Consider the following 19,696-nt stretch of genomic DNA (forward strand, 5'->3'; position numbering starts at 1 on the left):
GAAAGCCCATGCAAGACCAGCAACACGTCCAACGACAAATTCAAGCCGAACCCAGGAAATCGCTGCTCGGCCAGGTGATCTTCAGCAGCCGCTGGCTGCAATTGCCCATCTATCTCGGCCTGATCGTGGTGCAGGGCGTGTACGCCTGGAAATTCCTGGCCCAGCTGTGGGAGCTGCTGGAGGGGCTGAACCACCTGACCGAGACCGACATCATGCTGGCGGTGCTGGGCCTGATCGATGTGGTGATGATCGCCAATCTGCTGGTGATGGTGACGGTGGGCGGCTACGAGACCTTCGTGTCGCGGCTGCGCATCGACAGTCACCCGGACCAGCCGGAGTGGCTGGACCATGTCAACGCCTCGGTACTGAAGGTGAAGCTGTCGATGGCCATCATCAGCATTTCATCCATTCATCTGCTGCAGACCTTCATCAACGCCAGCCGCATCGACGAGCACACCATCAAGTGGCAGCTGTTCCTGCACCTGGCCTTCCTGCTGTCGGCGGCGGCCATCGCCTACACCGACAAGCTGCTGGCCGGCACCACCGCCCACCACCAGCGCGATTGACCGGCGCAGCCAAAACAAAACGGCCCTTTCGGGCCGTTTTGTTTTTGGGGCGCGCGCCGCTTACATGCCGCGCATCTGTCCCAGCGGCAGCGCGGTGGTGCGCTTGATCTCCTTCAGCACGAAGCTGGACTTCACGTCCTCGACGCCCGGATGCTGGAGAAGCTCGTCCATCACGAAGCGCGAGAAGTGCTCCATGTCTTCGAAGTACACCTGCAGCAGGTAATCCATTTCGCCGGTCATCGCGAAGCAATTGATCACTTCCGGCCAGTTTTGCACGGCGTCGATGAAGCTCTGCAAATGCATATTGCCGCGTTTTTCCAGCGTGACGCGCACCCAGGCCTGCAGGCCTAAACCGATGTGAGCGGGGTCGAGCAGGGCGACGTACTGGCGGATTACACCGGACTCTTCCAGTTGCTTAAGTCGGCGCAGGCAGGGCGACGGCGACAGCGCCACGCGTTCGGCCAGCTCGACGTTGGTCAACCGGCCGTCAAGCTGCAGCTCGGCCAGAATACGCAAGTCTGTCTTATCTAATGTGAGACTTGGCATATTTTCTCCTGATAATCGGTTTGTTGAGACATTTTATTCCTCAATATCGCTCGGCAAAATCCATTTAGCAAGATAATTGCCGCCCGCTTTCCATAGAATAAAAAGCCTAAATCGCAAACGGCGGCGCAAGACTGCCGATGCATGTCGATGGTGTGTGACAGCAGACAACGATTCGTTCGGAGGAGAGCCAAGCCGTGCCGTTTTTGGCGGCCGGCGTCGGCGCGCGTGTCCCATCGCGCGTTCCGCTTCCCCTTGTCTCTGCTTCCTCCCGCCTCGTCGAACCGCTTCCTCCGCCCTGCGGATAGGCATGCGGTCAGCTTACATAACGCGGACCGTCCGCGCACGTTTACAAAAGTCTGAACGAAAATTGATAGTCCATGCCGCCATTGACAGGTATGGGGCTATAAACAGAGGAGAAACAGATGAAAATGGAAGCCATGCTGCAAAATCCGCTCGCTACCGACGGTTTCGAGTTCGTCGAATACACCGCTCCCAACGCCGAGGGCGTGGAGAAGCTGAACCAGCTGTTCCTGTCGCTGGGCTTCACCGAAGTGGCCCGCCACCGCAGCAAGGACGTGCGCCTGTACCGCCAGGGCGACATCAACTTCATCCTGAACGCCGAGCGCAGCCAGCCGGCCAGCGAATTCGCCAAGGCCCACGGCCCGTCCGCTTGTGCGATGGCCTGGCGCGTCAAGGACGCCGCCAAGGCGTACGAATACGCGCTGTCGCACGGCGCCAAGCCCTATCAGCGCCCGGTCGGCGCGATGGAGCTGAACATCCCGGCGGTGGAAGGCATCGGCGGCTCGGCCCTGTATTTCGTCGACCGCTACGGCAAGGACAAGGACATCTACGAGATCGACTTCGTGCCGCTGGAAGACGTGGACCAGCATCCGTACGGCGTCGGCCTGACCGAGATCGACCACCTGACCCATAACGTGGCGCGCGGCAATATGGCCACCTGGGCCGATTTCTACACCGGCATCGCCAATTTCCGCGAAATCCGTTACTTCGACATCGAAGGCAGGCTGACCGGCCTGGTGTCCAAGGCGATGACCAGCCCCTGCGGCAAGATCCGCATCCCGATCAACGAGTCGTCCGACGACAAGAGCCAGATCGAGGAATTCCTGCGCCAGTACAACGGCGAGGGCATCCAGCACATCGCGCTGACCACCGCCGACATCTACGCCACGGTGGAAACGCTGAAGGCCCGCGGCACCCGCTTCCTGGATACGCCGGACACCTATTACGAGAAGGTGGATGCCCGCGTGCCGGACCACGGCGAGGACGTCGCCCGCCTGCACAAGAACAGCATCCTGATCGACGGCGCGCCGGTGGAAGGCATCCTGCTGCAGATCTTCACCGAAACCGTGATCGGCCCGATCTTCTTCGAGATCATCCAGCGCAAGGGCAACGAAGGCTTCGGCGAAGGCAACTTCAAGGCCTTGTTCGAGTCCATCGAGGAAGACCAGATCCGCCGCGGCGTGCTGAAGGCCGATTGATCCATTCCCGCCGCGGCGGCCGGCTCCGGACTTCCGGACGGGCGTCGCGGCGTTTTGCCGTGCGTACATCATGCAAGGGCGCGGTCTGTGCGCCGCCGGCCGCGCCGACAGGACATTCAAAATGCGTAAATGGATCAGTTACCCGCACCGCGAAGGCACCATCTCGCGGCAGGCCCACGCCGATTTCCCGGCCGAGGCCATCTACGAGCGCGAAGTGGGCCGCAGCGGCTTCTTCGGCCCGGCCACCCACCTGCACCACAAACACCCGCCGACCGGCTGGAGCGCCTGGGAAGGCCCGCTGCGTCCGCGCGCCTTCGACCTGAACGAGCTGCCGCATGGCACGCCGGCGCCGTGGGACGCGCCGCTGGTGTTGCACAACGCCCAGTGCAAGCTGCGCATCTGGCGCTGCGACAAGGCGATGACCCAGCTGTTCCGCAACGCCGACGGCGACGACCTCTTGTTCATCCATGCCGGCAGCGGCGAGCTGTTCTGCGACTACGGCCACCTGAGCTACCGCGACGGCGACTACATCCTGGTGCCGCGCTCCACCAGCTGGCGCATCGAGCCGGCCAGCCCGACCACCATGCTGCTGGTGGAAACCAGCAACGGCGCCTACCAGCTGCCGGAAAAGGGCCTGGTCGGCCCGCACGCGATCTTCGACGAGGCGGTGCTGGACGTGCCGGCGATAGACGACGCCTTCCGCGCGCAGCAGACCGAGGACGAATGGCAAGTGGTGATCAAGCGCCGCGGCGCGCTGTCCACCGTCACCTACCCCTACAACCCGCTGGACGCCATCGGCTGGCACGGCAATTTGTCGGTGGCGCGCGTCAACTGGCGCGACATCCGCCCGCTGATGAGCCACCGCTACCATCTGCCGCCGTCGGCGCACACCACTTTCGTCGCCGACGGCTTCGTGATCTGCACCTTCGTGCCGCGGCCGATCGAGTCCGACCCAGGCGCGCTGAAGGTGCCGTTCTATCACAACAACGACGATTACGACGAAGTGATCTTCTACCACGCCGGCGACTTCTTCAGCCGCGACAACATCAAGCCCGGCATGCTGACCTTCCACCCGGCCGGCTTCACCCACGGCCCGCACCCGAAGGCCTTCGCCAAGGCGATGACCGACCCGAAGAAGTTCACCGACGAAGTGGCCGTGATGATAGACGCCCGCGACGCGCTGGAGCAGGGCCCGGGCCTGGCCAGCGTCGAGTGGCAAGGCTACGTGGACAGCTGGAAGCCTAAAGCTTGAGTTCATTTCTGCTGCGCGGTCCGATCTCGAAGCTGCGATGCTCGCTGTACCATTTGTACAGCTGCGCGTCTCGCTTCGACCTCGGGCCGCTCGCGACAGAATGCTCCTTAAGCTACGTTGGGCGTATAAAAATCAAGCAATAGAGTCACTGCCTGCCGGCAGAAAGAACATCAAGATGAAATTAGCTACTTATCACAACCACACCCGTGACGGCCAGCTGATGGTCGTCAGCCGCGATCTGACCCGTGCCGTGGCGGTGCCCGCCATCGCCGCCACGCTGCAGGGCGCGCTGGACAACTGGGCGCAGGCCGAGCCGCGCCTGAAGGAAGTCTACGCCGCGCTGAACCAGGGCAGGGTACCGGACGAAGTCACCTTCGATTCCAAGCGCTGCCTGAGCCCGCTGCCGCGCGCCTACCAGTGGGCCGACGGCAGCGCCTACCTGAACCACGTCGAGCTGGTGCGCAAGGCGCGCGGCGCCGAGGTACCGGATAGCTTCTACACCGATCCGCTGATGTACCAGGGCGGCTCCGACGCCTTCCTGGCGCCGACGGCCGACATCCCGCTGCGCGACGAGGCCTGGGGGCTGGATTTCGAAGGCGAGGTGGCGGTGGTCACCGGCGACGTGCCGCTGGGCGCGCCGGCCGACGCCAAGCACATCCTCCTGCTGATGCTGGTCAACGACGTGACCTTGCGAGGCCTGATCCCGCCTGAGCTGGCCAAGGGTTTCGGCTTCTTCCAGAGCAAGCCGGCCACCGCCTTCTCGCCGGTCGCCGTCACGCCGGACGAACTGGGCGACGCCTGGGACGGCGGCAAGGTGCATCTGCCGCTGTTGGTCGACTACAACGGCGCCTTCTACGGCAAACCCGATTGCGGCGTCGAGATGCAGTTCAGCTTCCCGCAGCTGGTTGCCCACGTGTCCAAGACCCGCGAGCTGGTCGCTGGCTCCATCGTCGGCTCCGGCACCATCTCCAACAAGGACCGCTCGGTCGGCTCTTGCTGCCTGGCCGAGCAGCGGATGATAGAGACCATCGAGCAGGGCGCGCCCAAGACTCCGTTCATGAAGGTGGGCGACACCGTGCGAATCGAGATGAGGAACGCCGCAGGCGACAGCATCTTCGGGGTGATCGAACAGACCGTGGTGAAACATGACTGATCGCGTGTTGTACGGTTATTTCCGTTCCAGCGCCGCCTACCGGGTGCGCATCGCGCTGAACCTGAAGGCGCTGGATTACCGCTATCAGCCGATCAATTTGCTGAAGGGCGAGCAGCGCAGCGCCGAGTACCTGGCGATCAACCCGAATGGCCTGGTGCCGCTGCTGGATGACGGCGGCGTCAGGATCGCGCAGTCGCTGGCTATCTGCGAATACCTGGACGAGGCTTACCCGGACACGTCGCGGCTGTTGCCGGCCGAGCCGGCGGCGCGGGCGCGGGTGCGCTCGCTGGCGCTGGCCATCGCCGCCGACATCCATCCTTTGCAGAACACCCGGGTCGGCAAGTATTTGCAGACTGAGTACGGCAAGGACGAGGAAGGCAAGGCCGAGTGGATCCGCCACTGGATCCGCACCGGCTTCGACGCGCTGGAAAAGCAGCTGGCCGAGTCGCCGAGCCGCTATGCGGCAGGCGATGAGCCGACGCTGGCCGACGTCTGCCTGCTGCCGCAGGTGTTCAGCGCCCGCCGTTTCGGGGTGGATCTGGCGGAGTATCCGAATATCGTCCGCGTCGCCGACGAGTTGGAGCATTTGCAGGCATTCGCCGAAGCGCATCCGTCCCGCCAGCCGGACGCGATGTAAGTCTTTGATCTGAAGGCCCGGCCGCGTAGAGCGGCCGGGCCGCTTGTTTTCACCGGGCAGCGACAGGCTGTTTTTTTGCAATTATTCCTTGACGCGAATGGCGTCCTCTGATTAAATGCGTGGCTCTGACGGCGCGGTAGCGCTGAAGGTAGAAGTGGCCAGTTAGCTCAGTTGGTAGAGCAGCGGATTGAAAATCCGCGTGTCCGTGGTTCGATTCCGCGACTGGCCACCACAGCAAGGCCAGTTAGCTCAGTTGGTAGAGCAGCGGATTGAAAATCCGCGTGTCCGTGGTTCGATTCCGCGACTGGCCACCAGATTGAAAAAGCCGAATCCGCAAGGGTTCGGCTTTTTGCATTGGGTGCCCGGATGGCGCCTGGCAGCCTCAGCAGGCGTCCTCCACGATGCTTTTGGGCGAGGGCGCGCGCGGCAGGGCAAGGGCGATCAGCAGCGAACAGACGCCCGCCGCCAGCGTCAGGTTCAGTCCGGCGCGGGCGCCGTAGGCGTCGATCGTCAGGCCGCACAGGGATGCGCCGCCGGCCACGCCCAACAGAATGCCGGTGACCAGCCAGGTCAGGCTCTCGGTCAGCCGCGCGCGCGGCACCGCTTTCTCCACCATCTCCATCGCCACGATCAGCGTCGGCGCGAATGACAGTCCGCATAGCAGCATCACCGCCGCCAGCCAGAAGACGTTCGGCGCCAGCGCGATGAAGGCCGAGCTGGCCGCGGTGGCCGCGCAGCAATACAGCAACAGCCTGCCCAGCGGCATGGCCGGCTTGAACGCGCCGAAGGCCAGGCCGCCGATGCCGGAGCCCAGCGCGTACAGCGCCAGCACCCAGCCGGCGGCGGACGGCGAGCCCTGCGCTTTGGCGAACGCCACGGCGGCGACATCGATGATGCCGGCGATGGCGCCCAACGTGCCCATCAGCAGGGCGAGGACCGCCACCGGCTGCAGGAAGAGCGCGGAGCGGCCGCTGCCCGGCGTGGCGGGATGGGCCGGTGGTTCGGTGGATTTCTGGCGCAGCAGCGCGGAAACGCTGAACAGGATGAGCAGGGCGGCCAGCAGCGGGCCGGCCTCGGGAAACCAGGCCAGGCACAGGCCTATAGCCAAGGGCGGGCCCATGACGAAGGCGATCTCGCTCAAGACGCTGTCCAGCGCGAACGCCGTCGGCAGCAGGGCATTGCCTTCCAGCAAGCGGGCCCAGCGCGCGCGGGTCATCGCCGGAATGCTGGGCAGGCAGCCGGCGCATGCCGCGCATAGATACAACATCCAAGATGGCGCGTGCAGATGGCTGCACAGGACCATCGCCAGCAGGGCGCAGGCGCCGATGCCGGTGGCCGGCGGCAGCACGCGGCTCTGGCCGTGGCGGTCGGCCAGCCGCGACACCTGCGGCGACAGCAGGGCGGTGGCCAGCATCAGGGTGGCGGCGACCGATCCGGCAAGGCTGTAGCTGTCCCGGGTCTGCGACAGCATGGTGATGATGCCGACCCCCACCATGGTGCTGGGCAGGCGCGCCACCCAGCCGGCCAGCGCCAGCGCCGTAACGCCCGGCGTGCGGAACAATTGGCCGTATCGATTGGCCATGGGGGCTCTCCTTGCGGTTTTCCGCGCGTAGCGGGGATCATGCGGATAGGCCAAGTTATCCAGGCCATATGTCTTTGTCAATTTGAGGACGGTCGGCGGAGGCCTTGGTTCGACGGCGTATAATCGGCAACTTGTATTGCGCCGGAGCTCACATGCCTTACCGTTTCATCGCCTCCGATCTGGACGGCACCCTGCTGGACCAGCATCACGCCGTGACCCCGTTGACCGCCTCGACTTTGCAATGCCTGGAACAGCGCGGCGTGCGGTTCGCCCTCGCCACCGGCCGCCATTACCTGGACGTCAGGGGCATCCGCCAGGCGCTGGGCGTGCGCGCCTATTTGATTACTTCCAACGGCGCGCGGGTGCATGATCCTGATGATGCCTTGATCTATCGACGGAATATCGACGCGGAGCTGGTCCGCGTCATTTCCCAGCCGGAGTTCGCAGACGGGGCCATCGTCAATTTCTACCTGGACGATGAGTGGCTGATCAGCGAACCCTGCCAGGAACTGCTGGACATGCACAAGGATTCCGGCACCGCGTATCGGGTGTGCGATCTGGCCCGCCATGACGGCGCTGGCGTGGGCAAGGTGCTGTACATCGCGCCGCACGAGCATTTGCTGGGTGTGGAGCGCAGGCTGCGAGAGCGTTTCGGCGACAGGCTCTATATCACGTTCTCGCTGGAGCATTGCCTGGAGGTGATGGCGGCCGGCGTGTCCAAGGGCCATGCGCTGGAACTGGTGCTGGAACAGCTGGGCATCCCGGCGGACGCGTGCCTCGCTTTCGGCGACGGCCAGAACGACATCGAGCTGCTGCGGGCGGCAGGCCATCCGCGGGTGATGGGCAATGCGCATCCGCGGCTCAGCGACATGCTGCCGCAGGCCCGGCGCATCGGCAGCCATGCGGAGTCGGGCGTGGCGCTGCACTTGCGGGAGCTGTTCACGCTGTAGCCGATGGCGCGTTCGCAGACTGGATTTCTCCCGCTGGCCAAGCGGGGCGGGAGCGCGTTAAGCTAGGTAAAACGTCTGTCCTTGTTTCTGATCGTCGATCGAGTTCGTTGTGCTGAATGGCCATGCCGGGGGGATCGCCATGAATTCATCGTGTCTGGAAAATGAGAGCGGAAACGCCCGCCAAGCGGAGCGCGCCATCATCGAGGAGATGCTGGCCGCCGCCGATGTCGCCGTCAACGGCAGCCGTCCGTTCGACATTCAAGTGAAAAATCCGCAGTTCTACCGCCGCGTGCTGCAGCAGGGCTCCTTGGGCCTGGGCGAAAGCTATATGGACGGCTGGTGGGAGTGCGAGCGGCTGGACGCCTTCTTCCAGCGGGTGATGCGCGCCGGCCTGGAGAATAGGCTGCCGCGGCGCTGGCGCGACACGCTGTACCTGATGGCGGCCAGGCTGGTCAATTACCAGTCCTTGCGGCGGGCCCGCAAGGTGGGCGAACACCATTACGACCTGGGCAACGACTTGTTCGCCGCGATGCTGGACCCGAACATGCAGTACTCCTGCGGCTACTGGAAGGGCGCCGCCACGCTGGAGGAAGCGCAGGAAGCCAAACTGCGGCTGATCTGCGACAAGCTGGGGCTCAAGCCAGGCATGCACCTGCTGGACATCGGCTGCGGCTGGGGTGGCCTGGCCGCTTACGCCGCGCGTCATTGCGGTGTCCGGGTCACCGGCATCACGATCTCCGAGCAGCAGCGGCAGCTGGCGCTGCAGCGCTGCGCCGGGCTGGACGTGGACATCTTGCTGCAGGATTACCGCCACCTGGCGCTTAGGGCCGACCGCATCGTCTCGGTGGGAATGTTCGAGCATGTCGGGCCGCGCAATTACGATGCCTATTTCGAGACCGCCGCGCGCAATCTGACGCCGGACGGCCTGTTCCTGCTGCATACGATAGGCGCCAAGACGACCGATTTGCGCATCGACCCGTGGATAGAGAAATACATCTTTCCCAACGGCTGCCTGCCATCGGTCTCGCATATCGCCCGTGCCAGCGAGCGCTATTGGCTGGTGGAGGACTGGCACAATTTCGGCGCCGACTACGACCTGACGCTGATGGCCTGGCTGCAGCGTTTTCAGCAGGCCTGGCCTCAGCTGACGGCCCATTACCCGTCCCGCTTCTACCGGATGTTCACCTATTACCTGAACGCCTGCGCCGGGGCTTTCCGCGCGCGCGACCTGCAACTGTGGCAGGTGCTGTTCAGCCGGGAGGGAGTAGAGGGCGGGCTGAGGGTGGCGCGCTGAGGGATGGGGGGAATGAAAAACGCCAGCGAGATTCGCTGGCGTTTTTGTTTGCGGCATGACGGGGAACGGTCAGCCCTGCAGCGCGGCGGCCAGCGCCGTGGCCTGGTCGCCGACGATCAGATGCAGCACGCCCGGCGCCACCTGAGTGACGGCGGAGACGCCGGCGGCGCGGGCCGCGGCCTCGTTGAAGCGGGCGGCGTCCTTCAGCTCCACGCGCAGGCGGGTGTGGGCGATGGCCTCCACCTTGCCGAGGTTGGCCGGGCCGCCCAGCGCCTGCTTCAGCGCGGAGACGTCGGCCTTGGCGGCGGCTGCCGGGGTGGCCGCGGGCGCGACGGCCGGAGCCGGAGAGGCAACCGGGGCGGACGACAGTTCGGCATCGCTGCCCGCGCTGCGCAGATAGATCTCCATATCGGTCTTCAGGTTTTCGGACAAGGGTCCGAAGATGGCCTGGATGCCGCTGCCCACCACCACCACGCCGGATGCGCCCATCGCTTTCAGCTTGGACTGGTCCACCTTGGCGGTGTCCTGCACCGCGATGCGCAGGCGGGTGATGCAGGCGTCCAGACTGCGGATGTTGGAGCGGCCGCCGAAGGCCAGCACCAGCTCGCGCGCGCGTTGGTCTTCGCTGACGGCGCCGATGCTTTCCGCGCTTTCATCTTCGCGGCCCGGCGTCTTCAGATTGAACTTGGCGATCACGAAGCGGAACACCGAGTAGTAGACCACTGCGTAGATCGGTCCCAGGATGAACACGTAGCCGGCGTGCTTGGCCTTGTCGCCGATCAGGTTGAACATCAGGAAATCGATGCCGCCCTGCGAGAAGGTGAAGCCCATGTGCATGTCCAGCGTATTGGCCACGAACTGGGTGGAGGCGGCCAGCACGGCATGGATCAGGTACAGCACCGGCGCGACGAACAGGAAGGAGAATTCTATCGGTTCGGTGATGCCGGTCAGGAAGGAGGTCAGCGCGGCGGAGATCATGATGCCGCCCACTTTGACGCGGTTCTCCGGTTTGGCCGAGTGCCAAATGGCGATGGCCGCGGCCGGCAGGCCGAACATCTTGAACAGGAAGGCGCCGGACAGAATGCCCGCGGTCGGGTCGCCGGCGAAGAAACGGTTGATGTCGCCGTGGATGATCTTGCCGGACGCATCCGGGAAAGCGCCGATTTCAAAGAAGAACGGCACGTTCCAGATGTGGTGCAGGCCGAACGGAATCAGCATCCGCTCGACGAAGCCGTACACGGTGGCCGCGGTGCGGGGATCGCTGACGGCCGCCCATTGCGAGAACGACTTGATGCCGTTGCCGATCGGGGGCCAGACGAAGGACAGCACCACGCCCAGGCCGATGGCGCCGATGGCGGTGATGATGGGCACGAAACGCTTGCCGGCGAAGAAGCCCAGGTACTCGGGCAGCTTGATCCGGTAGAAGCGGTTGAACATATAGGCCGCCAGGCCGCCGGCCAGAATGCCGCCGAATACGCCGGTCTGGATAGACGGCAAGCCCATGATGGGGGTGGTGGCGACGCCAAGAATGCCGGCCATCACGCCCAGCGTGACGGTGGTGACCAGATGGCCGATCACCGCGGCGATGGCGGCGACGCCATCGTTCTCGGTGAAACCAAGCGCCACGCCGACGGCGAAGATCAACGGCAGGTTGCCGAAAATCACGTCGCCGGAATTCTTCATCAGCGACAGGATCGCCAAGAAGACCGTGTTCTGGGTGTGGAAGTCGGTCGCGCCGATGCCGAGCAGCAAGCCCGCTACGGGCAGCACCGCCACCGGCAGCATCAGCGCCTTGCCGATCTTCTGCAGAAAAGCGAATGATTGACTAAACATGATTATTATCCTGCTTTGACATGCTTATGGAATGTCGAGCGGCTGTGATGCCGTCCCCTCTATAAAGCCTCTTCGCGCGCCAAGCCGCTTGAGTGGCGCCGGACGGCGCCGGGTTTCCCCGGCGGTCTCCCCGCCCGGCGCCGCAGGCCGTGCCCGCGCCGAGGCTTATTCTGTTAACGAGCGAGTTGATTCAGATGGTGGCGGACGTCGGTGACGGTGGACAGCGCCAGCACCTCGCGTGCCAGCTCGCGGCACTCGTCCATGCTCCAGCGCGCCAGCGTGGCTTTCACCGAGGCGACCGCCGGGGTGCTGACCGACAGCTCGGTCACGCCCATGCCCACCAGCAGCGGGGCTGCGCGCTCGTCGGAGGCCAGGCCGCCGCAGACGCCCACCCACTTGCCGTGGGCGCGCGCGCCCTCGCAGGTCAGCGCGATCATAGCCAGCACGCCCGGGTGCAGCGCGTCGGCCTGCTTGGCCAGCTGCGGGTGGCCGCGGTCCATCGCCAGCACGTACTGGGTCAGGTCGTTGGTGCCGATGGAGAAGAAGTCCACCTCCGGCGCGAAGCGCGCGGCCAGCACCGCGGCCGACGGCACTTCCACCATGATGCCCACCTTGACGCCGGACACGCCCAGCGCGGCCTGCTCTTCGGTCAGCACCGCCTTGGCGGCGCGCAGCTCTTCCAGCGAGGCCACCATCGGGAACATGATGTGCAGCTGGGTCAGCGGCGCGGCTTGCAGAATGGCGCGCAGCTGGGTGCGCAACAGGTCGGGGCGTTCCAGACTGACGCGGATGCCGCGCAGGCCGAGGAAGGGGTTGTCTTCCTTGGGCAGCGGCAGGTAGGACAGCGGCTTGTCCCCACCGACGTCCAGCGTGCGCACCACCAGCGGGCGCTCCTTGCCCAGCGCCTCGGCCACCGCGCAGTATTCGGCGGCTTGCTCGGCTTCGGTAGGCGCGGTGTCGCGGTTGTCGAACAGGAATTCCGAGCGCAGCAGGCCCACGCCCTCGGCGCCCTTGGCCACCGCTTCGCGCGCGTCGGCGGCGTTGCGGATATTGGCCACCACGTCGATGCGGGCGCCGTCGCGGGTCGCGGCCGGACGCATCGAGCTTTCGGCCTCGGCGGCGCGGCGCTCGGCCAGGCGAGCGATGTCGCGCTCGGCGGCGGCGATGTCGTCAGCGGTCGGCGCGATGGCCAGCGTGCCCTCGTTGCCGTTCAGGATCACCTGCAGGCCCTCCGGCAGCTTCAGCGCGGCCTGGGAGATGCCGCAGATCGCCGGAATGCCCAGCGAGCGCGCCAGGATGGCCACGTGGCTGGTGGCGCCGCCGGTGCGGGTACAGAAACCCATCACCTTGGACGGATCCAGCGCGGCGGTATCGGACGGGGCCAGGTCTTCGGCGATCAGGATGGAGCCGGCCGGCAGCTCCAGCGCGGCCTGCTTGACGCCGGCCAGCAGCGCCAGCACGCGGCGGCCCACATCGCGGATGTCGTTGGCGCGTTCGCGCAGCAGCGGATTGTCCTGCGCTTCCAGGCGGGCGGAATAGGCGCTGAAGGCCGCGCGCCAGGACCAGGCGGCGGACTTGCCGTCGGCCAGGCCGGTATAGGTCTGCGCCAGCAGCTCGGGGTCTTGCAGCAGTTCCTGGTGCATGGACAGGATGGCCTGCTTGGCCGGATCGGTCAGCTGGGCCTTGACCAGGTCCAGCTGGGCCGAAGCCTCCTCGGCGGCGCGGGAGAACGCCTGTTGTTCCACATTGGCGCCCTTGCCGTGCTCGGGCACGTCGAACTCCTGCAGACGATGGTGGACGATGCGGCCGATGGCGATGCCAGGCGAAGCGCCGACGCCGGCCAGCTGGCTGTCGCTGTCCTGCTGCTGGGCGAAGACCGGCGCGGCGGCCGGGGCGATCGGCGCCTCGTCGGCCTTCTCGCCGCAGCGCTCGTTCAGCAGTTGGGTCAGTTCCGCGATGGCGGCCGAGGCGTCGCCGCCGGCGGCGCGCACGCGCACCAGGTCGCCCAGTTTGGTGGCCAGGCCCATGATGGCGACCACGGATTTGGCGTTGGCTTCCTTGTCGCCCAGAATCAACTGGATGTCGGAGGAGAAGGTCTTGGCCTTGCTGGCGAATACCGCCGCCGGACGGGCATGCAGGCCGGCGGGGTTGCCGATGGCGATGTCGGCGGACAGTTGGGGTTCGGCGGTTTCGGTAGGCAATACGGCCTTGCCGTTGGCCAGCTGCAGCGACAGCACCACGCTCTTGCCGGCGTCGACCATGCCGTCGGCCAGGCTCATCCTGGCCACGGTTTCGCCGTTGGTGACGATGATCTGGGTCAGCAGGCTGGCGGCCTTGCGGCCGACCAGGTCAAGGTCGAAGTCGATGACCGGCTGGCCGACGGCGACTCGTTGGCCTTGCTCGACCAAGGGGAAAAAGCCTTCGCCTTTCAGCATCACGGTGTCGATGCCGATGTGCACCATCACTTCCACGCCTTCGGCGGTGGTGATGGTCAGCGCGTGGTGGGAGGAATGCAGATTGCTGACCACGCCGCTGACCGGAGCCAGCAGACTGCCCGAGGTGGGATCGAGCGAGATGCCGTCGCCGACCATCTTGCCGGCGAACACGGGGTCCGGAACGCTGTCCAAGGGGACCAGCCACCCGGAAAGGGGGGCCAGAACATCTAATCTTGGTGCGGTGGTGCCCATGAGAAACTCCTCAATTCGTGGATAATTCCAGTCGTTTTATTACGAGCGTCAATCAAGCCGTTGGATGGGGGCCGGGGAATGGCCGCGCGTCGGCGCGCTTTTGTCGTGCTGGCTTGTCCTGACGGGGTTTTGACAATTATATACAGGCAGTCGTCATGTCGGGCCGGCGACTGGGCTTGTTCGTATCTTGCCTATTTTGTAGTTTAACTACACGCAAATCACGCAGCAGCTTGATGGCAATCAAGAAAATGTGCAAGTCGGAATTGTCTTGATTGTCTGCTGCATTGCAGCATATTGGCGGACAGACGCGAGATAGCGCTTGAATATTGCGGACTTGGGGCGCGGGGAGGAAAGACAGGCGCTGTTGCATTTTTGTAATGCAACTCTAAAAAGCGAAAAACCCCGCGGAAGCGGGGCTGGAGAGCGGTGACCGGGCTTGATCAGGCTTGGCGCTGCCGTTCCGGCTGGCCCAGCAGGAACAGCGCGAGCGAGCTGGCGATCAGGAAGGCGGGGTATTCCCAGCCGCCGCCCTCGTTGGTGAACATCCAGCCCTTGGCGCCGTGCACCAGAACGATGGCGCCCAGCAGTTGCGGAATCAGCAGCAGCGCCACCCAGCGCGCCTGGATGCCGGCCAGCAGCAGCAGGCCGCCGCCGATCTCGATCAGGATGGCGAAGTAGCCGACGAAGCCCGGCAGGCCCAGGCTGGCGAAGTATTCGGCAGTGCCGGCAGGAGTGAAGACGAACAGCTTCAGCGCGCCGTGGGACAGGTACATCAGGCCCAGCGCCAAGCGCAGCACCAGGGCGGCCAAGTAGGGGTTTTGCAGACGGTTCATGATTGCGTTCCAGTTCAGATTGGTATGGCGCTATTTGACCATCAGCTTTATATTCAATAAATACTGCATTTTGAAAATAATTATTTCACTATAAGAAACTATATGGATAGATTCTCCGAGATACGCGCCTTTGTCTGCGTGGCCGAGTTGGGCAGCTTCGTCGCCGCGGCGGAAAGGCTGGAGCTGTCGCGGGCGATGGTGACCAAACTGGTGGCGGCGCTGGAGAACCGGTTGGGGGTGCGGCTGATGCATCGCACCACGCGCAAGCTGTCGCTGACCGAGGCCGGCGAAACCTATCTGGCCCAGGCGGGCAGCCTGCTGGGCGAACTGGACGAGCTGGACGCGCTGCTGTCCCACGGCGCCAGCGAGCCGGTGGGCAGGCTCAGAGTGTCGGCGCCGGTGTCGTTCGGCATGCGCTATCTGGGGCGCATCATCGGCGGTTTTCACCAGCGCCATCCGCAGATCGAGGTGGAGCTGAGCCTGAACGACCGACGGGTGGACCTGGTGGAGGAGGGGTTCGATCTGGCGCTGCGGGTGTCCAATCTAAGCGACTCCTCTTTGGTGGCGCGCAAGCTGGCGCAGATAGAGGATTTGCTCGCCGCTTCGCCGGATTATCTGGCGCGCTGCGGCACGCCCAAGAGCCCGGCCGAGCTGGTCGACCACCAGTGCCTGTTGTACGCGCTGACCTCCCAACCCAACGTCTGGGACTATCAGGCCCCGGATGGCGGCCAGGGCAAGGTGAAGGTCCGTGGCGGACTCAAGGCCAACAACGGCGACGTGCTGACCGACGCCGCCGTGCACGGCATGGGCATCGTGCTGCAGCCGCGCTTTCTGCTGGACGAGGAGCTGGCCGACGGCAGGCTGGTGCCGGTGCTGCCCGGCTATCATTGGCACTGCCTGGACCTGTCGGTGGTCTATCCGGTGCGCCGCCATGTGCCGGGCAAGGTGAGGGTGTTCGTTGAATACCTGGCGGAATTCTTCCGCGGCTAAGGCGGATGGTTCATGTCAATGGATTGATTTTAAAGATAAATGTTTGCATGCGGACAATCATCTCTTTTCCTATAACGGAAGCCGGCGCGCGTAGGCACGCGCTCCGTGTATCGGGAAGGAGTAGGTCATGCAAACAAAGATGGTGGTGGCCGGTTTGCTGGTTTTGGGCGCGGCGATGACTGCGGCGGCGGCGGGTTGCGCCAAGCAGCAGAAACCCGACTATCCGGTGGCGGCGATGAGGGATGACGTGGCCGGGGTGGTCAAGGTGACGTTCAAGACCGGCGCCGACGGCTCGGTATCCGGCATCAGAAGCGCGACGTTCAGCGCGGCGATTCCGCCGCAATACCGCAGCGGCTTCCGTTCGGAGATCGCCAAGGCCTTGCGCGAATACCGCTGCGCGCCGAGCGCGACCTTGAGCCAGGAATTCGATTTCAAGATGGAGGAGTGAGGCGGCGGATACGGGGCGGCGCGGGAGCGCCGTCCGTTCTCAGGGGTAGAACCAGTACAGGCTGTAACCCATCGCATGCACCTTGCCGGCATCCAGCCGCATGGTGACCTTGACCTCGCTGTTGGCGTTGAAGCGGTTCAGCTTCAGGTCGTCCGGCTTCAGGTATTCCTTGGGCGCGAAAACCTTGCGGATCAGCACCTGGTCGTCGCTGTCCTTCAGCGTCACTTCCAGCATCGGATACGCCTGCGGATACTGCGCATGGTTCTTCAGCGTCGCCGACAGCTGGATCAGATTGGGGTAGTCGGGGACGAAGGCCAGCTCCGACCATTCGGTGCGGATCAGCGCGATGTCGGTCGGCCACGGCACTTCGCAATCCAGCGCGCGGCACAGATGTTCCAGCGTCGGCCGGGATTCCGGCACTTCGGCCGCGATGCGGGTGCGATTGATGTAGACCAGCTGCGCGGCGAGGAACAGCGCGCCGATCACCGCCAGCGCGGCCAGCAGGCCGTTCAGCCAGGGGCCGGCCGGCTTGTGGGTTCGGGCCGCCTCCTCTTCCACCGCGTCGGCGTCGGTGAACAGCGGCTCATCGAATTCGACGTGCGCCGGCGGCGCTTCCTCGGCATGCGCAGCCTCGGCGCGCCGGCGGCTGCCGAACACCTCGGGCTGGGCCGGGGCGGGCGGTGGTTCTGGATCGTCGAAGGGGTTGCCGATCGGGGTGGAGACGTGGCGGTTCTGCATCGCCTCGGACAGCGCGCGCTGGAAGGCTTCCACGTCTTCCTGTTTCGGGGGCGGCGCTTCGGCCTGGATGGGGGCGGCCGCCGCGCGCGGCTGCTGAGCGGCGACCGGATCCGGCAGGATCTGGACATCGCCCTGCTGGGCCTGGGGATCGAAGTCCGGCACTTCCAGCTCGAAGTCGTCCATCGGATCGCGCGCCGGAGGCGCCGCCAGAGCGGGCGCCGGCTCGGGGCGGGTGATGACGAAATGGTCCGGGGCCTTGAATACATGGGAACAGCGCCCGCAGCGCACCAGTCCATTGGCGGCTGCTAACTGGCTGTCATTGACCTTGAAGCGGGTCTGGCAGTTGGGGCACTGTGTCGTGTATGTCATACGGCGGCGCGTCGGGTTCCTGTCAGTCTAGTCCATCCTTCGTCGAACACCGGCGGGTCCATCTCGAACCATTGGCTGTAAATGGCGGACAGTTCTTCGGCTTGTTCGGCGAGGATGCCGGAAAGCACGATTCTACCACCGGTTTTCACATGGCTTGCCAGCAGGTCGCCCAGCATGCGCAGCGGATTGGCCAGAATATTGGCCAGCACCACGTCGTACTGGGTTTGCGGATTGGCGTCCGGCAGGAAGAAATCGGCCGCCACGCCGTTCTGCTCGGCGTTGTCCTTGCTGGCGCGAACCGCCTGCTGGTCGATGTCGATGCCGACGGCCGAGGCTGCGCCCAGCTTCAGCGCGGCGATGGCCAGGATGCCGGAGCCGCAGCCGTAGTCAAGCACGCTTTCGTTGCCTTGCAGCTGCTTGTCCAGCCACTGCAGGCACAGCCGGGTGGTGGGGTGGCTGCCGGTGCCGAAGGCCAAGCCCGGGTCCAGCTGCAGGTTCACCGCATCGGGAGACGGAGCCTCGTGCCAGGTCGGTGTGATCCACAGCCGGTCGGAGATGCGGATCGGCTCGAACTGCGACTGCGTCAGCCGCACCCAGTCCTGCTCTTCCACGCGCTCGACGCTGTAGGCCGGCATGGCCAGCTGGCAGGCGTTGGCGGCGGCTGCGATCAAGAGCGCCACTTCGGCGTTCTCGTCGAACAGGGTGATGATGCGGCTCTGGCTCCACAGCTGGTCCACCGGCTCGCCCGGTTCGCCGAAGATCGGCTGCTCGCGGTCGGTGCCGGCCCAGGCGTCTTCGATGGCGGTGGACAGCGCGCCGGCATCCATCAGCGCGTCGGCCAGCCGTTCGGCGACGGCGGAATCGGAATCAATGGTGGCTTGCAACCATGCCATCAGGCTTCCCCTTTTTTCTGCTGCAGGCGGTGCTCCAGATAATGGATGCTGGTGCCGCCGCGTTGGAAGGCCGCATCCAGGAACAGTTCCTGGTGCAGCGGAATATTGGTCTTGATGCCGGAGATCGCCATCTCCGACAGCGCCACGCGCATCCGCGCCATCGCCTGGTCGCGGGTGTCGCCGTAAGCGATCAGCTTGCCCACCATCGAGTCGTAGTGCGAGGGCACGGTGTAGCCCTGGTAGATGTGCGAGTCGATGCGGATGCCGGGGCCGCCGGCCGGGTGGTAGCTCTCGATCTTGCCCGGGGACGGCACGAAGGTGAACGGGTCCTCGGCATTGATCCGGCATTCCATCGCATGGCCGGCGAACACGATGTCTTTTTGCTTATAGCGCAGTTTCTCGCCGGCGGCGATGCGGATCTGCTCCTGCACGATGTCCACGCCGGTGATCATTTCCGTCACCGGATGCTCCACCTGCACGCGGGTGTTCATTTCGATGAAGTAGAACTCGCCGTTCTCGTACAGGAACTCGAAGGTGCCCGCGCCGCGGTAGCCGATGCGGCGGCAGGCTTCGGCGCAAGCTTCGCCGATTTTCTGGCGCTGCTTGTCGGTGATGCCCGGCGCCGGCGCTTCCTCGATGATCTTCTGGTGGCGGCGCTGCATCGAGCAGTCGCGCTCGCCCAGGTAGATGGCGTTGCCGTATTCGTCGGCCAGCACCTGGATCTCGATGTGGCGCGGCAGCTCCAGGAACTTTTCCATGTACACGGTCGGATTGCCGAAGGCCGCGCCGGCTTCGGTGCGGGTCATCTGCACCGAGCTGATCAGCGCGCCTTCGGAGTGGACCACGCGCATGCCGCGACCGCCGCCGCCGCCGGAGGCCTTGATGATGACCGGGTAGCCGATCTTCTTGGCGATCTTGGCGATTTCAACCGGGTCATCCGGCAGCGCGCCGTCGGAGCCGGGCACGCAGGGCACGCCGGCTTCGATCATCGCGTGCTTGGCCGACACCTTGTCGCCCATGGTGCGGATGGTGTCCGGACGCGGGCCGATGAAGACGAAGCCGGACTGTTCGACGCGTTCGGCGAAATCGGCGTTTTCCGACAGGAAGCCGTAGCCGGGGTGGATGGCCTGGGCGTCGGTCACCTCGGCGGCGGCGATCAGCGCCGGCACGTTGAGGTAGCTCTTGGCCGACGGGGCCGGACCGATGCAGACCGATTCATCGGCCAGCTTCACGTATTTGGCTTCGCGGTCGGCCTCGGAGTGCACGACCACGGTCTTGATGCCCATTTCACGGCAGGCGCGCTGGATGCGCAGCGCGATTTCACCACGGTTGGCGATCAGAATTTTTTCGAACATGGAATCTCTCCGCGGGCTGATCCGGTCCAGGCGCTTGGCCGGTCCGGGGCCCATGCTGTCACGTCAAACGA

Annotated in this window: 17 protein-coding genes and 2 tRNA genes; 11 read left to right on the plus strand and 8 right to left on the minus strand. The window is 64.9% G+C overall.

Features of this window, described 5'->3' with window-relative positions; genetic code table 11:
- Positions 1 to 8: 8 nt before the first annotated feature.
- Complete coding sequence (locus tag VA599_RS14925; RefSeq protein ID WP_021476519.1) at positions 9 to 566, plus strand: TIGR00645 family protein; 558 nt, start codon at positions 9 to 11, stop codon at positions 564 to 566.
- A gap of 60 nt (positions 567 to 626) precedes the next feature.
- Here VA599_RS14925 and VA599_RS14930 read toward each other — a convergent pair whose 3' ends face one another.
- On the minus strand, positions 627 to 1,112 hold the full coding sequence (locus VA599_RS14930; protein ID WP_021476520.1) for an Lrp/AsnC family transcriptional regulator: 486 nt from the start codon (positions 1,110 to 1,112) through the stop codon (positions 627 to 629).
- A gap of 422 nt (positions 1,113 to 1,534) precedes the next feature.
- Between VA599_RS14930 and hppD the strand changes: the two genes are divergently transcribed.
- The 6 genes from hppD (at position 1,535) to VA599_RS14960 (ending at position 5,967) form a co-directional block, all read left to right on the plus strand.
- Positions 1,535 to 2,611 carry a 4-hydroxyphenylpyruvate dioxygenase gene (gene hppD / locus VA599_RS14935; protein ID WP_346789292.1) on the plus strand — a complete coding sequence of 359 codons (1,077 nt, stop codon included), beginning with the start codon at positions 1,535 to 1,537 and terminating at the stop codon, positions 2,609 to 2,611.
- Positions 2,612 to 2,732: 121 nt separating this feature from the next.
- Positions 2,733 to 3,863 (plus strand): homogentisate 1,2-dioxygenase, encoded by a 1,131-nt coding sequence (locus VA599_RS14940; protein ID WP_104948055.1) that lies wholly within the window; start codon positions 2,733 to 2,735, stop codon positions 3,861 to 3,863.
- Positions 3,864 to 4,038: 175 nt separating this feature from the next.
- Positions 4,039 to 5,016: a fumarylacetoacetate hydrolase family protein gene (locus VA599_RS14945; protein WP_346789293.1), complete on the plus strand. Its 978-nt coding sequence runs from the start codon at positions 4,039 to 4,041 to the stop codon at positions 5,014 to 5,016.
- A complete protein-coding gene (gene maiA, locus VA599_RS14950) occupies positions 5,009 to 5,653 on the plus strand; it encodes a maleylacetoacetate isomerase (protein ID WP_346789295.1) in 645 nt (214 codons plus the stop codon). Before VA599_RS14945 ends, maiA begins: the two co-directional genes overlap by 8 nt.
- A gap of 156 nt (positions 5,654 to 5,809) precedes the next feature.
- Positions 5,810 to 5,885 (plus strand) — tRNA-Phe (locus VA599_RS14955).
- Positions 5,886 to 5,891: 6 nt separating this feature from the next.
- Positions 5,892 to 5,967 (plus strand) — tRNA-Phe (locus tag VA599_RS14960).
- A 68-nt stretch (positions 5,968 to 6,035) separates the two neighbouring features.
- Here the strand turns inward: VA599_RS14960 and VA599_RS14965 are convergent.
- Positions 6,036 to 7,235, minus strand: coding sequence for an MFS transporter (locus tag VA599_RS14965; RefSeq protein WP_021476525.1), 1,200 nt, complete (start codon positions 7,233 to 7,235; stop codon positions 6,036 to 6,038).
- 152 nt (positions 7,236 to 7,387) lie between these two features.
- Here VA599_RS14965 and VA599_RS14970 point away from each other — a divergent pair, with 152 nt between their 5' ends.
- Together VA599_RS14970 and cfa are read left to right on the plus strand one after the other, a co-directional pair.
- Positions 7,388 to 8,185: a Cof-type HAD-IIB family hydrolase gene (locus VA599_RS14970; RefSeq protein WP_346789297.1), complete on the plus strand. Its 798-nt coding sequence runs from the start codon at positions 7,388 to 7,390 to the stop codon at positions 8,183 to 8,185.
- A gap of 139 nt (positions 8,186 to 8,324) precedes the next feature.
- Positions 8,325 to 9,479 (plus strand): cyclopropane fatty acyl phospholipid synthase, encoded by a 1,155-nt coding sequence (gene cfa / locus VA599_RS14975; RefSeq protein WP_346789298.1) that lies wholly within the window; start codon positions 8,325 to 8,327, stop codon positions 9,477 to 9,479.
- A gap of 69 nt (positions 9,480 to 9,548) precedes the next feature.
- Here the strand turns inward: cfa and ptsG are convergent, their stop codons facing one another.
- The 3 genes from ptsG to VA599_RS14990 form a co-directional block, all read right to left on the minus strand.
- Positions 9,549 to 11,312, minus strand: a complete 1,764-nt coding sequence (ptsG, locus tag VA599_RS14980) for a PTS glucose transporter subunit IIBC (protein ID WP_346789299.1) — start codon at positions 11,310 to 11,312, stop codon at positions 9,549 to 9,551.
- Positions 11,313 to 11,485: 173 nt separating this feature from the next.
- A complete protein-coding gene (ptsP, locus tag VA599_RS14985) occupies positions 11,486 to 13,999 on the minus strand; it encodes a phosphoenolpyruvate--protein phosphotransferase (RefSeq protein ID WP_346789301.1) in 2,514 nt (837 codons plus the stop codon).
- Between the two features lie 440 nt (positions 14,000 to 14,439).
- Positions 14,440 to 14,832, minus strand: coding sequence for a DoxX family protein (locus VA599_RS14990; RefSeq protein ID WP_021475516.1), 393 nt, complete (start codon positions 14,830 to 14,832; stop codon positions 14,440 to 14,442).
- 102 nt (positions 14,833 to 14,934) lie between these two features.
- Between VA599_RS14990 and VA599_RS14995 the strand changes: the two genes are divergently transcribed.
- Positions 14,935 to 15,822: a LysR family transcriptional regulator gene (locus tag VA599_RS14995; protein WP_346789303.1), complete on the plus strand. Its 888-nt coding sequence runs from the start codon at positions 14,935 to 14,937 to the stop codon at positions 15,820 to 15,822.
- A 127-nt stretch (positions 15,823 to 15,949) separates the two neighbouring features.
- Positions 15,950 to 16,270 carry an energy transducer TonB gene (locus VA599_RS15000; RefSeq protein ID WP_346789305.1) on the plus strand — a complete coding sequence of 107 codons (321 nt, stop codon included), beginning with the start codon at positions 15,950 to 15,952 and terminating at the stop codon, positions 16,268 to 16,270.
- A 39-nt stretch (positions 16,271 to 16,309) separates the two neighbouring features.
- On the opposite strand, the gene VA599_RS15005 is transcribed toward VA599_RS15000, so the two are convergent.
- From VA599_RS15005 to accC, 3 genes are read right to left on the minus strand one after another with little or no spacing between them, the layout of a single operon-like run.
- Entirely contained in the window at positions 16,310 to 17,377 is a 1,068-nt protein-coding gene (locus tag VA599_RS15005; RefSeq protein WP_346789307.1) for a DUF3426 domain-containing protein, read from the minus strand.
- Positions 17,374 to 18,270 (minus strand): 50S ribosomal protein L11 methyltransferase, encoded by an 897-nt coding sequence (gene prmA, locus VA599_RS15010; RefSeq protein WP_021475512.1) that lies wholly within the window; start codon positions 18,268 to 18,270, stop codon positions 17,374 to 17,376. Before prmA ends, VA599_RS15005 begins: the two co-directional genes overlap by 4 nt.
- Positions 18,270 to 19,625: an acetyl-CoA carboxylase biotin carboxylase subunit gene (accC, locus tag VA599_RS15015; protein WP_166440980.1), complete on the minus strand. Its 1,356-nt coding sequence runs from the start codon at positions 19,623 to 19,625 to the stop codon at positions 18,270 to 18,272. Before accC ends, prmA begins: the two co-directional genes overlap by 1 nt.
- Positions 19,626 to 19,696: the final 71 nt, after the last annotated feature.

This window comes from Chromobacterium indicum, assembly GCF_039708975.1.
Lineage (GTDB): Bacteria > Pseudomonadota > Gammaproteobacteria > Burkholderiales > Chromobacteriaceae > Chromobacterium > Chromobacterium piscinae.